The sequence below is a fragment of the Acinetobacter sp. RIT698 genome (assembly GCF_009668065.1).
Lineage (GTDB): Bacteria > Pseudomonadota > Gammaproteobacteria > Pseudomonadales > Moraxellaceae > Acinetobacter > Acinetobacter guillouiae.
Window position 1 is genome coordinate 1 of record NZ_WJYH01000014.1, and the last position, 16387, is coordinate 16387.

12 protein-coding genes and 1 tRNA gene are annotated in these 16387 nt (G+C 37.4%); 3 read left to right on the top strand and 10 right to left on the bottom strand.

Going from position 1 to position 16387, the window contains the following annotated elements; all coding sequences use genetic code 11:
* Positions 1 to 672 precede the first annotated feature (672 nt).
* The 8 genes from GJV03_RS08300 to efp form a co-directional block, all read right to left on the bottom strand.
* Positions 673 to 749: transfer RNA gene (locus tag GJV03_RS08300), tRNA-Val, on the bottom strand.
* Between the two features lie 44 nt (positions 750 to 793).
* A complete protein-coding gene (locus GJV03_RS08305) occupies positions 794 to 2809 on the bottom strand; it encodes a DUF3488 and transglutaminase-like domain-containing protein (protein ID WP_154129871.1) in 2016 nt (671 codons plus the stop codon).
* A gap of 9 nt (positions 2810 to 2818) precedes the next feature.
* On the bottom strand, positions 2819 to 3727 hold the full coding sequence (locus tag GJV03_RS08310; protein WP_154129872.1) for a DUF58 domain-containing protein: 909 nt from the start codon (positions 3725 to 3727) through the stop codon (positions 2819 to 2821).
* A gap of 12 nt (positions 3728 to 3739) precedes the next feature.
* Positions 3740 to 4699 (bottom strand): AAA family ATPase, encoded by a 960-nt coding sequence (locus tag GJV03_RS08315; RefSeq protein ID WP_004721240.1) that lies wholly within the window; start codon positions 4697 to 4699, stop codon positions 3740 to 3742.
* Between the two features lie 140 nt (positions 4700 to 4839).
* The gene (locus GJV03_RS08320) at positions 4840 to 5865 is read right to left on the bottom strand and encodes a 2-dehydropantoate 2-reductase (RefSeq protein WP_154129873.1); all 1026 of its coding nucleotides are present in this window, start codon (positions 5863 to 5865) and stop codon (positions 4840 to 4842) included.
* 193 nt (positions 5866 to 6058) lie between these two features.
* Positions 6059 to 6361 carry a YbdD/YjiX family protein gene (locus GJV03_RS08325; protein ID WP_004721243.1) on the bottom strand — a complete coding sequence of 101 codons (303 nt, stop codon included), beginning with the start codon at positions 6359 to 6361 and terminating at the stop codon, positions 6059 to 6061.
* Between the two features lie 32 nt (positions 6362 to 6393).
* The gene (locus tag GJV03_RS08330) at positions 6394 to 8493 is read right to left on the bottom strand and encodes a carbon starvation CstA family protein (protein ID WP_105712931.1); all 2100 of its coding nucleotides are present in this window, start codon (positions 8491 to 8493) and stop codon (positions 6394 to 6396) included.
* Positions 8494 to 8891: 398 nt separating this feature from the next.
* Positions 8892 to 9461 carry an elongation factor P gene (gene efp, locus GJV03_RS08335; protein ID WP_004721246.1) on the bottom strand — a complete coding sequence of 190 codons (570 nt, stop codon included), beginning with the start codon at positions 9459 to 9461 and terminating at the stop codon, positions 8892 to 8894.
* A gap of 340 nt (positions 9462 to 9801) precedes the next feature.
* Here efp and epmB point away from each other — a divergent pair, with 340 nt between their 5' ends.
* Genes epmB through GJV03_RS08350 form a run of 3 tightly spaced genes read left to right on the top strand, consistent with a single transcriptional unit; the run spans position 9802 to position 14803 of the window.
* Entirely contained in the window at positions 9802 to 10818 is a 1017-nt protein-coding gene (epmB, locus tag GJV03_RS08340; RefSeq protein WP_004721248.1) for an EF-P beta-lysylation protein EpmB, read from the top strand.
* A gap of 14 nt (positions 10819 to 10832) precedes the next feature.
* Entirely contained in the window at positions 10833 to 12584 is a 1752-nt protein-coding gene (locus GJV03_RS08345; protein WP_034612070.1) for a hypothetical protein, read from the top strand.
* The gene (locus GJV03_RS08350) at positions 12566 to 14803 is read left to right on the top strand and encodes an EAL domain-containing protein (RefSeq protein WP_105712933.1); all 2238 of its coding nucleotides are present in this window, start codon (positions 12566 to 12568) and stop codon (positions 14801 to 14803) included. Before GJV03_RS08345 ends, GJV03_RS08350 begins: the two co-directional genes overlap by 19 nt.
* A gap of 146 nt (positions 14804 to 14949) precedes the next feature.
* On the opposite strand, the gene rpmE is transcribed toward GJV03_RS08350, so the two are convergent.
* Both rpmE and GJV03_RS08360 read right to left on the bottom strand, forming a co-directional pair.
* Positions 14950 to 15174 carry a 50S ribosomal protein L31 gene (rpmE, locus tag GJV03_RS08355; RefSeq protein WP_004721254.1) on the bottom strand — a complete coding sequence of 75 codons (225 nt, stop codon included), beginning with the start codon at positions 15172 to 15174 and terminating at the stop codon, positions 14950 to 14952.
* 227 nt (positions 15175 to 15401) lie between these two features.
* Positions 15402 to 16382 (bottom strand): bile acid:sodium symporter family protein, encoded by a 981-nt coding sequence (locus tag GJV03_RS08360; protein WP_171500356.1) that lies wholly within the window; start codon positions 16380 to 16382, stop codon positions 15402 to 15404.
* Positions 16383 to 16387: the final 5 nt, after the last annotated feature.

The window sequence follows — 16387 nt, forward strand, 5'->3', positions numbered from 1 at the left end:
TGCATGATCAAGTTCATCCCATAATTCAAAGTAAAAAAATTCAGATGTGTCTGAGTAAATCCAAAACCACAAAGTAGATTCATCTTTTTTGACTGGGTCATAAATACTATCTTTAACTTTGACAAGTTTATGTAAATGAAATTTATCATCTTGAAGTACTATTTCATGAATACTCAATAGTGTGATTCCTGCAATTTAAAATCATTTAGACTATAACTCATTTTTATTTCTTTTTTTTATTATGATTTTTTTAAAAATGTAATTTAATGATTAAATGTACATATATCTTTATATATGTAAGTTAAATTTAAGCTAAGCTGGAAAGATTATTGAGTAATATATCAATAACATGAATAGATTTTAATCTATATTGAATTCAATACAGCAGAGCATAATTTAAAGTCACGCGTGTATGCTATGAGTCCTAACAATAATACACTCTTCTAAGGTATCTCCTGTTCCAGCATCACGAAGATGTTTGTACTTGACTTTGAATACGTCAAAAATTGCCACATGGTCTCGATATTTTCATTTTGTTGCTAACTTATTGCAAACATGTTGAATATACCGCCAGTTTCTGCAATTTTTCTGAATTCACGAATAATAGAGATGCAACAAAAGCAAAAAAAAGACCTATAAGCTTTTGAATCGCTTATAAGTCTTTAAAAATCTTGGTAGGTATATCCAGACTCGAACTGGAGACCTCTACGATGTCAACGTAGCGCTCTAACCAACTGAGCTATACACCTGAAGTGCTGAGAATATTATTCATTTTTTAATAAGATGACAAGCCTTATTTCTTTACTTTTAATGCATTCGCACACTCTTTAAGCAATTTCTTGATATTTTGAATATCCTGTTGATTTTCATTACCTAAATAGACAATTTTTTGAAAAATCTCATTCACTTGTTCAAACAGATGTTTTTGTTCAGTCCGCAAGGCTAAACGCTGCATCCATTGTTGAAAGGTTTCTGATTCAGCTTTTTGATCAACCTCAGATAATTGATGATTAAATTGAACAATGATTCGCTCAAGCCCTGACATTTGACGAGTACGCCAAAATTGCGTCACACCCCAATAGATCAGCAGTAATCCAAGAATTCCAAAAATTAAAACCAAACCATAACTATAAGCCGATGTTAAGCCAAGCTTCTTCATCCAGCCGCTTTGCTGCTCTGCATCATAACCGACAACCTTACTCTGCCATTGAAAACTAGCATAGTCACTCCAAACACGCAGCGTTCTAAGCAGCGATGAATGCTGGAAACGCAAATTTGAATAACCTGCATCACCAAAAATCGAACGATCGTCATTCATCACATTTTGCATACCACGATCAATGCGCATTGGTGCAATGATGGCTGTTGGATCAATACGTTGCCATTGCCCGTGTTGGTAAACCTCAGCCCAAGCATGTGCATCTAACTGGCGTACTTCCCAACTTTGACCATCAGGAGACAACTCACCGCCTTGGTAGCCTGTGACTACACGCGCTGGAATTCCAACATAACGCATCAGCAAGACAAAGCTTGAGGCATAATGTTCACAAAACCCCTGCCGTGATTGAAATAGGAACTCATCAACGCGGTTATTCCCCAACCTTCCTGGTGCAAGTGTATAAACAAAATTTTCTTTCTTGTACCAGTTCAATACATTCTGAATATAAGCTTCAGGATTGGACTGGCTCTGCTGATATAGATTTAAAGCAAACTTCTGGGCCTGTAGATCACTCTTTTTCGGATAACTGAGATTATTTTTCAGCATCACCTGTTCAAAATGTGAATCCTGAATATCTCTAACCTGACTCCCCACCCACTGCAATTCAATTGGCTGGGTACGCTGTACCAGTCGTTTAGGTGTAATCGACCAATCTTGGTGTAACTCAAAACGTTGTTCTATTGGAATGGACTTTTCCAAACCGGTAATCCATTGCTGACTTGGGTCACTGGCAAGATATTGATAATGAAATCCATCAATCTGTCCTGCGATCTTGGAATAAGCTTTTACCTGTTTATTGGCAAACTCACTTGTCCACGTTGTACCATCATAACGATCAAGCACCATCGCTCGCCAATACAGCTCATTACGATTTGGCAATTGCTTCATATTGCCAATAACTCGAAATGCCAATGCACTTGACTGTGAAAGCTCAGCAATATCACCCGGTGACATGCGATCACTTAATCCCGTTACCGCTTTATTATTGGGAATGGGGATTTGCCAAAGTGGTGGCAAACGCGGGAAAAACATAAACAGTAAAACAAAGAATGGCAGCGCCAAAGCAATAAATTTAAGAATATGCAATGAATCACTTTTAAGTGACTGAAAAATCGGTTGCTCTATTTCAAAATTGGCAATTTGTACACGATACAGTCCAACCAAACAACTGACTAAACAACATAAAACTAACAGTGCCATCCAAAAGGCTTGGCTGTGTAAAAACAAACTGGCACTAACGAACAAAGCAAAGTTAAACAGAATAATAAAGTCACGCTTTGATTTGGTTTCCAGTGCTTTCGCAAATAAAAATGTGGAGAGAACCGCTGTACCTGCTTCAACGCCTAAAAATGTGCGTGAATCAAAGTAAATGATGAGTAAGGCTAAAAGTGCAAAAACTAATTTTGGGGTTTGTGCAAATAATCGAGGCAGATTATAGACTTGATGTTTATTGGTTTTGTCATAATACAGCGCTAAACCCACGATATTCATGAGGAATAAGATAGACAATGCCACAGGCATATAAGCCAGCTGTGCCAGCCAAATCAAACTCAGCACAACTAAAATTGAAATTTGTATCGATTTATTCATTGTTCATCCTCACGCTTGCGCCAATAAGGTTTTGATATGAATATAGTGCTGTTCTCCAATCCCATTTTCAGTTTGTGCATGTGGTAAAATGATACTGTACGGCGTTTCCGTTTGATGACATCGATCGACCAACTCCATCATAAAACTTAGCTTCTCTTCATGGTCTGCGCTTGGCATTTTGCTATATTCAATTTGCATCGCATGGGTATCGACCAAATCATCGAATTGCTTTACAAATAATCCTTGTCCACGCGCGGCTTGTTTCCAAGAAATGCTTTGCAATGAATCACCTGATTTAAAAGTCCTTAACTCTTTAAATTCATCTAAATCAGGTTCACCCGTATTGGAATAATTCTGTGATTGATGCGTTAAAGACTTCGCTTCAGGGGCAATCCAGTAACTTTCAGTTAAATAGATATAGGTCCATGCCCGCACTAAACCAATCGGATATGTGGAGTAAATTTGAATTGGGGGAACTGAAAATTCACCTCGTTGTTGTGGGATAAAATTCAATTCAAAACTTTGTTGTTTTTCTTCAAATAGAAAAGATTGTAATTGTTCATCAATTTTAAAGTTTAAAAACTTAGGCGTAGCACGGTCTTGTTGTAGGTTAATTCTCACTTTAAAAGCTTCATTGACCTTACCCACCTCATCGACAACCACATCTAATGTAATCGCATGTAATTGTTTAAAACTGAGATAGAAACTAATACATAAAATCGCACTGATTAAAAAACAAAAACCAAGAATTAAATTGTTGGCATAATTAATCCCAGCGATAAAAGTAATCAGAATAAGGACCAGATACAAAAAACCTTGTTGGTACATAAACACCAACACTTGGTTTTGTTTCAGTGTACGGATTCCTGTATAGCGAAACCGAAGATGCAGCCATTTAACAAATCGTTGACCTAACATAAGCGTTTCCAATTAGCCCTTAACAGGAACTTTTTGCATAAGTGCTCGTGTCTCAGATTCACCTAATCCTATACGATGCGACACCACAGCAACAAACACTGCTTGTACATCATCTGCAATTACAAATTGTCTTTTTTCAATCAAGGCATAGGCTTGTGCTGATTTTTTTAACGCCAGTAATCCACGTGGAGATAAGCCATGACGACCTTTACGTGTTTCTTCTGCTAGATCAAGCATATATTCAAAAACAACATCACTCAATGTAATTTGATTTACCACACATTGTAATTGCAAAATTTCCTGATGTTGGAAAATCGCTTGCAACTTTTCGATCAAATCATGTCGCGAGTTTTGTTGTAATAATAATTTTTCTGCTGCGCGTGATGGATAGCCTAAAGAAAGTCGCATCAAAAAACGATCAAGTTGTGACTCTGGCAAACTATAGGTTCCACTTTGAAAAAGTGGGTTCTGCGTTGCAATCACCCAAAATGGTTGTGGTAAAGGGTAACGTGTACCATCTATAGTGACATTGCCCTCCTCCATTGCTTCAAGCAAAGCACTTTGGGTTTTAGGGCTACAGCGGTTAATTTCATCTGCAAGCAGAATTTGGGTAAAGATTGGACCATGTTTAAACTCAAATTGATGTTCTTTTTGATTAAACATATTGATCCCAATCACATCACTTGCCAGCATATCATTGGTAAACTGAATCCGTTGAAAATCGAGACCTGCTAAACGTGACAAGCTGCTGGCTAAGGTGGTTTTTCCAAGTCCGGGTAAGTCTTCAAAAAGTAAATGTCCACCAGCCAATAGACTACATAACGCCAGTTTAGTCTGATGACTTTTATCTAAAATAATTTGGTTGATTTGACTTAAAAAATCATCAATTTTTGGATAAAACTGAGTGAGGTCTAAATTTGATACAGTGCTATGTTGTTCTGATGCTTTTACTTGTGTTGTTCCCCAAATCACCTTTTATTTCCCCAATAAAATTATTGTAACTTCCTTAACATACACGGTTTTAAGGAATACTCAATCTTGACTGCGATAAATCCTTATTTTCATTTGCTGAATACACTTCAACATTTATAGCTTCCCCTATCAGCCAAAATTTACACTTTTAATTTTGCGGCATGCTCTAACTTTGTTTTTAAATCGTGTGCACCAATTGAAAATTCACTTTCTGAAATTTCAGCCTGTTTAATCAATTCGATTAAGGTTTTATTGATGGGTGCTTGTTTACCTAACTGTTGGGCGAGCTGGACAACTTCCCCATTGATCCAGTCCACTTCTGTGGTTCGCCCTGCCATCAAATCATCTTGCATAGATGAACGCGCCAAGGGATCGATTGCCAACATTTTACGGCTTAATATTTTAAAAATGAAATTGGGCAAACTGATTATTTTAGGCAATAGATGTGCCGAAATTGCCGTGAGTTTGGCTGGCTGGATTTGTGCTAAATCTAAGAGATGTAACGTTTCTTGTTGCGCCATAGCAAGGCATTGTCGATATTGATGATTAGACAATTGTTGTTTTAATGGTAACTTTGATAAAGCATTGATTGAATTATTTAAATTCAGCAAAATTTTTGCCCATTGCACCGCAAGCATATCCTGATCAAAAACAATCTCTAATTCAGCTTGTTTAAAAAGCTTGGCTAAATCCTGTTGCTGTGTATACGCTTTCACATGCAACGCACCAGATGTCCCTTGATGAAAATGCCCAACTGCTTGAACTGCAACATTAAAAGGCACCATGCCTTCTAAAATCGAATGATGTTTTAAAATCTGCTTTAAAATTGGAACATTACTCAACCCATTTTGAAAACTCACAATATAGGGCCTGTGAACACCCAAGTTGTCATAAAGTTCCTTGGCCACTTGCTCAGTCGCAGCCGATTTTACACATACAAAAATAATATCGGCATCTGTGACTATTTTAGGATCAACACTGAGCTGTAAATCATTTGCCGCGATTTTTATCGTTTTACCAGTGTAATCTGTCAGTTTTAAACCAGACGTCCTCAATTCTTCATATACACGAGGACGCGTAATAAAGCTCACATCAGCACCTACCGCTGCTAATCGACCGCCAATATAGCATCCAATACTACCCGCACCATAAATACAGATTTTCATAGCAGTCTCCTTGCATTTATATCTATTAGATGATTCTAGCGGAGTTAGTCTTTGCCAACTGTCAGTTATCCGACAAGTCTAATCATGAAGTACACTGTTATTGCGTTAAACCGATAAATCGCTTCGCTCATATTCAAAAAAAACGGCACCCAAGTGCCGTTCTATTTAAGCTTTAAATCAACGGGTACTTATATCAACATGGACACTTCTTCATTGTTCCACCAGCCGTTGGATAGCGGGCATCTACACAATAGCGATGAAAGGTCTTTTCATCCATTGCATCCATATCGGGATGATGCTTTTTCATGTGTTCCAGATAATTTTGATAATCTGGAACACCCACCATCAAACGGAAACTTTGCTGTAAGCGTGTCCATAGTGTTGCAATTCTGGACCAATTTTTAGGATTAAAAATTAGCTCCTTTTGCGACATGATGGTCATCTTGATGATTTTATAAATCACCGTTTTACCACCTTGAGCAAATTTAAGCTTCATCACTCACCTCTCACTCTATCTGTAATATCAACTTAGTGTGATTTAGAAACAGACACTTCTTCAGGATCTGCATACACCGCTGGTGCTTCATTTACTGTTGGCGTAGGACTTGCCAATGCACGACGAATTGCGCCAATAGCAGCAAACAGCATCACAATCGCAACAACCATAAAGAATGCACACAGTGCAGCATTGATTTGATTGGACAATACAATGGTTTGCATTTCTTCAAGTGTTTTGGCTGGTTTTAAAATTTCACCATTGGCAATTGCTGTTGAGAATTTATCCGCCTGAGCCAAGAATCCAATCTTAGGATTGGTATGGAAGATTTTTTGCCAACCCGCAGTCATACAGGTAATGAATAAGAAAATTGTTGGGATAATGGTGACCCATACATATTTCTCTTTCTTCATTTTAAATAAAATCACCGTACCTAAGATCAAAGCCATTGCCGCAAGCATCTGGTTACCGATACCAAACAAAGGCCATAAGCTGTTAATACCACCAAGTGGGTCGACTACACCTTGATAAACAAAGAAACCCCATCCAGCGACAGCAACCGCAGTACCGATCATATTCCCAACAAAGTTGTGTGAGTTTTTAAGTGCTGGAACAACGATACCCACTGTATCCTGTACCATAAAACGACATGCGCGTGTTCCTGCATCGACAGCAGTTAAGATAAACAAGGCTTCAAATAAGATCGCAAAATGATACCAGAACGCCATCATTGAACGATTATTAAAAATATCCGTGATGATGTGAGCCATACCAATTGCAAATGTTGGCGCACCACCAGTACGCGAAAGAATCGTACTTTCACCCACTTCTTTTGCCAGCAAGCTCAATGTCTCAGGTGTAACCACAAAACCAAGTGTACGTACTGCTTCTGCTGCGCTCTCTACTGTAGTACCCAATACTGCCGCTGGCGCATTAATCGCAAAGTAAACACCAGGTTCAAGCACTGTTGCACAAATCATTGCCATGATTGCAACAAATGACTCCATCAACATACCGCCATAACCAATGACACGAATATTGACTTCGTTATCAATCAGTTTAGGTGTAGTCCCAGATGAGACTAAGGCATGGAAGCCAGAAATCGCACCACAAGCAATGGTAATAAATAAGAATGGGAACATAGATCCAGCAAATACAGGACCAGTACCATCAACAAAATGCGTAACAGCCGGCATTTTTAACATTGGCATTGCTACAATAATACCGACTGCTAAACCCGCAATTACACCAATTTTCAAGAATGTTGATAAATAATCACGCGGTGCTAATAACAGCCAAACAGGTAGAACCGAAGCCACGAATCCATAAATGATGAGTGCCCAAGTAAGTTGTGTTCCTGTTAATGTGAAAAATGGTCCCCAATAAGGATCAGCAGCAACATTTCCACCATAAACAATTGCAGCCATCATTAACACAAAACCAATGATAGAAACTTCTGCAATCTTACCCGGACGGATATAACGCATATAGATGCCCATAAATAAGGCAATCGGTATCGTTGCTGCAATACTAAACACACCCCAAGGACTATGTGCCAGTGCTTTCACCACCACCAGTGCCAATACGGCAAGGATGATAATCATTACACCTAATGCGCCAAGCATCACCACTACACCTGCAAATGAACCCAGCTCTTGCTTTGCCATTTCGCCAAGTGAGCGCCCATCTCGTCGTGTAGAGATAAATAAGACCAAGAAATCCTGAACTGCACCAGCAAGAACAACCCCGACCAAAAGCCAAATTGTTCCTGGTAGATAACCCATTTGAGCAGCAAGAATAGGCCCAACCAATGGCCCCGCTCCTGCAATAGCAGCAAAATGGTGACCAAAAAGTACATATTTATTGGTCGGGACATAATCCAAGCCATCTGCTAAACGATGTGCTGGTGTTAATCGCCGAGGATTCAGTTCAAAAACTTTGGTCGCAATAAATAAACTATAAAAACGATATGCGATGCTATAAACACATATCGCTGCAAGCACTAGCCAAACCGCATTGACATGCTCACCCTTGCTGACTGCAAGTATTCCAAAAGATACTGCACCAATTATGGCGACAATCACCCAGATCAATTTTGATAAGGGTGATGATTTTGTTTGAATATTTTCCATTAAAACCTCACATCTTGATTACAAAAAGCAGTTCCATTGTTTTTATAAAGCGTAATGCATTTCCGTGACTCATTCCTTGGTGACTCTACTCCTCATTTTTTTGTTTTCATCTAAGACTTTGGCATTAAAACTGGTCTGAATATGTACTATTAGCATGACATCACAGTGACTTAAATCGCGACTTTGTTATTTTTATCATCAATGTAATTATCCGACTCTCTGACTCTACTATTAATTATAGGCTGTCGATCTACGACTTTAGTCGAAAATTTAGCCGATGTTCGCTATTTTTATAAAGGCTTGTACTTTTAAAAAGCCGTATAGCAACTCAAGCTATGCGCAATAAAAAAGGGATGATTTTCATCATCCCTCAGCGTCATCATTTTTCAATAAAATGATTAAGCACGCTCTAAGTAATCACCAGTACGGGTGTCTACACGAACGCTTTCTTCTTGCTGTACAAATAATGGAACACGTACAACTGCACCCGTTTCAAGTTTAGCTGGTTTACCACCACCACCTGAAGTATCACCACGTACACCTGGATCAGTTTCAACGATTTTCAATACAACGAAGTTTGGCGCACTAACGTTTAATGGAATACCATTAAATAGCATAATTGTGCATTTTTCGTTTGAATCGTCTTTTAACCATTTTGCAGCATCGCCCATTGCAACTTTATCAGCAGCAATTTGTTCGAAAGATACTGGATCCATGAAGTTCCATAATTCGCCATCGTTGTAGAGATAATCCATTTCTACTTCTACAATATCAGCTGCTTCTAAAGATTCACCTGATTTAAAAGTTTTTTCTAATACTTTGCCAGATCTTAGGTTACGTAGTTTTACACGGTTAAACGCTTGACCTTTACCTGGTTTTACATATTCGTTTTCCATGATTGAACATGGGTTACCATCAAGCATAACCTTTAGGCCAGCTTTGAAATCATTTGTAGAATAATAGGCCATGAAAGGCACACTCCGAACTTACTAATTTAAATCTCTACTGCGATGCTATCAGCAAATCACCCGATTTGTGACAGTGATCATTCCAAACAGCAAAGAATGTATTTTACATTTTTCGTATTCTAAATGAGCAATACATCGTGAAGCAATGAAAAATTACCCATGTTCGGTCAGATTGAGGGTAAAATCTTCGATTCATTGGTGATTCACAGCTGTTCAATACAAATCAGCTGTACTGAAAGCATTTTTCCAGTGAAACATTTCAGATTGAACCTGACAGATTCAATCTGAACAAGCAATACCACCCGCTTTCCCCTATCTTCAACTATTTATTGCACGTGGCATGTTAAATTACTTATATCAAGAGCAAAATTGGCAATCTCAACTCAGTGATTTAATTACTGATCCATTAGAACTGTTAGAAATACTCGAACTTTCTAAAGCACAGTTATTGTCTGGTGCAATCCTTGCGTCTGGACAATTTAAACTACGTGTGCCCCGTGCATTTGTCAGAAAGATGGAAGTTGGCAATCCCCTAGATCCGCTTTTACTGCAAGTTTTACCACATCATCTGGAAATGGAAGAACACGAAGGCTTTGTCACAGATCCACTTGATGAAGAACAAGCCAATCAAATTGCTGGGGTCTTACATAAATATAAATCACGTTTTTTACTGACCCTCACTGGTGCATGTGCCGTGCATTGCCGTTATTGCTTCCGTCGTCATTTTCCATACCAAGAAAATTTACCTAAAAATGAAGATTGGTTGAACATTAAAGGCTATTTAGAAGCTCATCCTGAAATCAATGAAGTGATTTTAAGTGGTGGCGATCCATTAACTTTATCTAACCGAAAATTAGCCACTTGGATAGAACGTCTAGAATCTCTCAGTCAGATTAAGATCTTGAGAATTCATTCACGCGTTCCAATTGTAATTCCAGAAAGAATCGATGAAGAGCTGGTTTCTTTATTGAAAAACAGTAGGCTACGTGTAATTCTAGTGGTACACTCGAACCATCCTGCAGAATTAGATAATTTGACCTGTGCAAAGTTATCTCATTTAGCAAAACAAAATATTCTTGTGTTGAATCAAGCGGTTTTACTTAAAGGTGTGAATGATTCTGCACAAACTCTCGTTAATTTGAGTCAACGACTTTTTGAAGCACAAATTTTACCGTATTATCTTCATGTTTTAGATAAAGTAAAAGGTGCGCATCATTTCGATTTAGGGGCGGAAAAAATTGATCAGATTTATAAGGATGTATTGGCCAGTTTACCGGGTTATCTAGTTCCTAAATTGGTTCGAGAAGTCGCGGGAGAAAATAATAAAACACCGCTGTTTGGAGTCACAACCTTTTAAGAGTTGAAATGCTCATGATAAATAAAGAAATTTCAGAAATTTTTCAAAATATCACGGTTCTACAACGAGAAAGTCTAAGTTTTGCAGAAAATTCGGTGGCATCTGTCAATGCATGGGTGGCCACACTATCTATTATGCAACTTGGCGATACCTCAGAGTCGGTCTTAAAAGCCATTTGTGAAATCAGCGAACTCGATTGTAGCGAAATGCTGCGCTTTGATTTAATTCAAGTTTTACACCCAATTACCGAAAGCATTTTATCAAGCCTTGAAAAAAACATCTTAAATCAAGGTCTTTCTCAAAATGCGCGTATTGAACATATTATTGATTTATCCTCTAGAATTCGTACCTATTTTGCCAACGTCTATATCAATATTGTGCGAAGAAGTCATCAGACACTGGTTTCAAATAAATTCTCATTTTTTAATTTCAAACAAAAACGAAATTTACAAACAGCCCGTACACTTGCAACCTTTTATGCTTTAGAACAACTTGGTTTATTGTTGGTTCAACAGCAAATGCTCTACAGTGGTCCATTGACCCATCAATGGCTCACTACACATCATCTTTATGAGCTTGCGGTTAAAAACCAAGAATTTAATATCAATATCAACCAATTACAAGGCACACACTTTACCATTCAAAATATCCAGCAAGCCTATGCGCAAGTGCTGCTTTTGGATATTTTTAATACGCACCAGATTCGCCCTTCAGAAACACAAGCACTTTATCAATGTACTTTTGATTGGGTCAAACTGATCCAAATTTTACCAAGAGAAACCAGCTTATCGCGTTATGTGATTGATGGCTCTAAAGACGTTCCACCAATTTATAATCGCAAACAACATGCGAATTTCCGTACTTCTTTGTATATTTCTACACAGAATCTGCTCGAACATATTAATTCAACGATTCATAAAGACGAATATCTGTCTAAAAATGAACAAATCTATTTATCTGCTGCCTTAAAATTTCATGTGCAAAATGTCTTGGGTACAACAACTGAACGTCAACATGAGCGTTATGAATACTCTGCACAACTTCAAATTTGTTTTAGCTTACAAACCGCACACTTCTATTTATCCAAAGCTAAAAATTTCTATGAAACACTTAATTTAAATAATAATTATGCATTTCAGTCTGAGTCCAATATTCATTCATCGATTTCAACAGGTTCAAGCACTGCATCGAACTTAGGACAAATCAAAACTTTAGACCGTGAAGCAAAACAGATCTATCAAACCCAAGTACTGGATATTAGTGTAAACGGTTATCGTATTCGCTGGTCAGATGAAACCCCACGAAATTTACGCACGGGTGAATTTATCTTGGTCAACGAAAGTCTCAATGACAAATGGAAAGGTGCGATCATTCGTTGGATCAAACAATCGGTTAAAAAAACCTATGAAGTGGGTTTAGAGGTTTTAGCTCAAGACATCTACCCATGTGCGGTAAAAGTTCCAGCTGATCGTTCGACGATTAACTACCACCCTTGCCTTATGGTTCAAGTGCAAAATTTAAATGAATCCAACGTTTCTATTATTTTGCCAAATTTACCGTTCTTCAAAGAACAGCAAGCAATTTATCTACGTTTAGACACTGAAGAAATTAAGGTGTATTTAACAAAAACATTGTTAATTACCCAGAGCTTTATTCAGTACGAATTTGAATTGATCAATGATGAAGAAAATGACCGCATTGATCAATTCATTCAACACCAATCTGCCAATTTGAATAATCAAGATGTATGGGAAGCTTTAAAGTGAGAAATTTATTATTATCGAAAAAATTAAAACTCTCTGAAACTAGATTACTCATTATTGATGATAACCAGATTCGTTATAATCAAATTATTGATCTTTTTCAAAGTAAGAATCATCAAGTACAAGCGCTTTTATTGGATGATTTAAAAAGTTTTGAAAAACAACTCAATACCTCATGGGACTTGATTATTTTTGGTCGTGCTTATGACATCAAGATTGAGCAAGCTATTACCTTGATTCAAGCCTCTGCTGATATTGATCTGCCTGTTTTATTCTTAGAACCTGAAGATTATCAAACCAACCAATATCAATCCTATATTCAAAAAGGCATCTATGATGTCGTTAATTTAGAATATACTGATCGTTTTTACATTAGCTTAATCCGTGCGTTGTCATATAGCCGTACCTTACAAGCGAAAAAGCACCTTTTAAACGATCTTGAAAGTGCAAAGAATCAAGCCCAAGCCTTGGTTGAAGAACAACATAAAGCGATTGCCTTAATTCAGGAAGGTATCCATACCCAAGCCAATGCTGAATATTTAAAATTGTTTGGTCTAAAAGATGAAGCAGAAATTATCGGATTGCCGATATTAGATATTTTAAAACCGAAGAATATCAATGATTTTAAACAACGTTTTAAAAAGATTTCTCAAGGTAATTTTGATTTAGCACGTTTTGAAATTGATACACTGAATAGCAATGCTAAATCAGAAAATCCATTAAAAATTGAATTTCTGCCTTCAGATGAAGAAGACTGTATCCAAATCACCATTGAAATCAATTCTGCAAGTCAAAAACCGCAAACACAACCCTCCGAATCGAATAAGAAAAACATCAGTGCTGTCGCAAGTAGTTTGCAAAAAATTCAGTACGCTTTAATTAACCAACCTGCCAAATCGAATGCATTGGTACTGTTTAGCTTTGCCGCTTGTCCTGAGAATATTTTAACTTCTCCGTGGAAAACAGCCGTTCAATACTTAGATGGCTTTAAAAACTTCATTCAAGAACAAACCAATACCACGGTATATCAAATTGATATGTTGTTGTATGCAGTGATTTTACAAGCTGAGTCTGATACCATTTTAGAATCTCGTATTCATGGGCTGCATGCTTTAGAAAAACCACAATTATTGGAAATTGATGGTCATACTTACCCACTGAATATCAAGATTGGCTATTCAAACATACAGCAAAACAGCTTTACAGAAGCAAGTTTTAACGACGTTTTAGAACAAGCTTATAATCATCGTCTGGCAAAAAAAGACTCTGTATCCGACCAACAATTAACGGCAACTTTACAGGACACTAAAATTGAATTGTCATTGCTTGAACCAAAATTAGATCAAGCAGAACCGCTGCAAGTGCAAAGTAACTCCATTGAATTTGCCCCAAAACCTCAAGTTGAAAATACAGCTGTAGAGAAACAAGTTCAAATTCAAGAAACACCAGCGCCACATATCTTTAAAACCTCCGCGATTCTTGGTCAAATTGCTCAATCGCTTGAAAAAGGTGAGATTCAGCTAAAATACCAGCAGCTTTATGACAAACAAGATAGCAATTTAAATACCTATGAAGTCAGTAGCGGTTTTATTTTTGAAAATCAGTGGAAAAAAGTAAGTAATTTAATTGATTTAGATGATGATATTGAGCTTTCAATTAAATTAGATCGCTGGATTTTAGTCGAAGCATGTAAGCAATTACATAACTTTATCACTCAATATCCAGAGGCAAAATTAATCGTCAATTTAAATCGTCATGTGCTGTTCCATGATAAACAGTTCCCTGAGCTTATTTCTAAACTATTGACCATTGTTGGAAGCCGCCAATCTCATCCACTGATTTTACAATTTGATGAAGAAGATATTGCAAAAAATATCTTAGAAACTCAAAAGCAAATTGGCGTTTTACGTGATCATGGTGCCGAAATTTCAATTCGACGTTTTGGTTCGAGCATTTCAAGTGAAGCCATCTTAAAACAATTGGATGTGAGCTTAGTAACGCTGGATGAGAAGTTTACAAAGCAGCTTAATAGTGATGCGACTATGACGCAATTCCAGCATACCCTTGAAAAATATCATGCAATCAAGCCAATTGAATTGCTACTGAAAAATCTAAATGATATGAACTCTTTTGCAAATGCTTGGAATGTAGATGTCAGATTCTTGCAAGGTGAATATTTCCAAAAGAAATTGGATCACTTGACTGATGTTCAAGATCAATAGAGTCTAATACTAAAAAAGGTTGAGTGTTTTAAATGCTCAACCTTTTTTTAAATCTATCACTTTGTCTGATCCTGAAATAGATCAACACGAGATAAAAATCAGCAACAAAAAAACGGGCTAAAGCCCGTTTTTTATGTTTTGTCGTATTAACGCTTAACAGAACGTGACATACCAGCAAAACGTTGTTTGAATTTATCGATACGGCCGCCAGTATCAACATTCTTCTGTTTACCAGTATAGAATGGGTGGCAAGCTGAACATACGTCTAGATAAAGTGTTTCTTTACCTAAAGCTGAACGAGTTTCGATAACGTTACCACATGAACAAGTAGCAACTAATTTTTCGTATTTTGGGTGAATATCGGCACGCATGGTCGATTCTCCTAAGTTAAGAAAGGTTTAGCTGTCATCGCAATTAACCACTCTCAAAGTCTAATAAAACTTTGAGGAAAGCAGATTTAAATTAAAAACCAGCAGGTTAACACCACAACAGACCATTTCTTTTGGCCCACCGAGACTATAAGCGTCAGAGCTAAGCACAACAAGTGGGCAAGATTATACTCGAAATATTTATAAATTGCGAGCCAATCGATACTAATTTATTCGTCAGAATGTTTTTGCTTTGACCAATAGTTTGCAATCACCCCACAAACCATTAACTGGATTTGATGGAAAATCATAATCGGTAACACAATCATACCTAAAGGCTGCCCAATAAATAAAATCTGCGCCATAGGCACACCACTGGCAAGGGTTTTCTTCGATCCACAGAAGAAGATTGAAATCTGATCTGCTTTGCTAAATCCAAGCCATTTTGGAACATACAACGCCAACAGCATAATCACTGTGAGTAGAATCGAACATGCCAAGGTGAGGTAAATCAATGTAGATAAGCTGACCTGATGCCATAAACCTGCCACCACTGCCCCACTAAATGCACCATAAACCACCATCAAAATCGAGCCTTGATCAAAAACTTTGACGATCTTTGGCATTTTCTGCATCAATGGAAATACATAGGGGCGTAATAGTTGCCCTAAAACAAATGGAACCAATAACAACAAGGTAATTTCGATAATAGAAGAAGTCGGATCGTAATTATGCTTAGATTGACCGAAAATAAATATGCTCACCAAAATCGGAGTAATAAACATACCGATCAGGTTTGAAAATGAGGCACTGCATACAGCCGCTGCCACGTTCCCTTTTGCAACAGAGGTAAATGCAATTGACGATTGTACTGTCGACGGCAAAAAGCACATAAACAGAAAACCCCAATATAACTGTTGACCCAGCAAAGGTTCAAGCACAGGTTTTGCCATTAGTCCCAATAAAGGAAAAACTAAAAAGGTAAAAGCAAAAACCAATCCATGCAATTTCCAATGCAAAATCCCCTCAATCACGGCTTCACGTGATAATTTTGCGCCATGTAGGAAAAATAAAATTGCAATCGCAATTGTGGTGATTTTTCCAAAGATAAGCGCTGCCTGACCTGAAATCGGTAAAATAGAAGCTAAAACCACCATCGCGATTAAAAGTATCGTAAAGCGATCCAATGCTAATAATTTCAACATTTTCATAAGCA

Bases quoted from the DNA above. Each gene is read 5' to 3' on its own strand.
- GJV03_RS08345 (WP_034612070.1), top strand. From the start codon at position 10,833: ATGATAAATAAAGAAATTTCAGAAATTTTTCAAAATATCACGGTTCTA.
- GJV03_RS08320 (WP_154129873.1), bottom strand. From the start codon at position 5,865: ATGAAAATCTGTATTTATGGTGCGGGTAGTATTGGATGCTATATTGGC.
- GJV03_RS08325 (WP_004721243.1), bottom strand. From the start codon at position 6,361: ATGAAGCTTAAATTTGCTCAAGGTGGTAAAACGGTGATTTATAAAATC.
- GJV03_RS08330 (WP_105712931.1), bottom strand. From the start codon at position 8,493: ATGGAAAATATTCAAACAAAATCATCACCCTTATCAAAATTGATCTGG.
- rpmE (WP_004721254.1), bottom strand. From the start codon at position 15,174: ATGCGTGCCGATATTCACCCAAAATACGAAAAATTAGTTGCTACTTGT.
- GJV03_RS08310 (WP_154129872.1), bottom strand. From the start codon at position 3,727: ATGTTAGGTCAACGATTTGTTAAATGGCTGCATCTTCGGTTTCGCTAT.
- epmB (WP_004721248.1), top strand. From the start codon at position 9,802: ATGTTAAATTACTTATATCAAGAGCAAAATTGGCAATCTCAACTCAGT.
- GJV03_RS08360 (WP_171500356.1), bottom strand. From the start codon at position 16,382: ATGAAAATGTTGAAATTATTAGCATTGGATCGCTTTACGATACTTTTA.
- efp (WP_004721246.1), bottom strand. From the start codon at position 9,461: ATGGCCTATTATTCTACAAATGATTTCAAAGCTGGCCTAAAGGTTATG.
- GJV03_RS08305 (WP_154129871.1), bottom strand. From the start codon at position 2,809: ATGAATAAATCGATACAAATTTCAATTTTAGTTGTGCTGAGTTTGATT.
- GJV03_RS08350 (WP_105712933.1), top strand. From the start codon at position 12,566: ATGGGAAGCTTTAAAGTGAGAAATTTATTATTATCGAAAAAATTAAAA.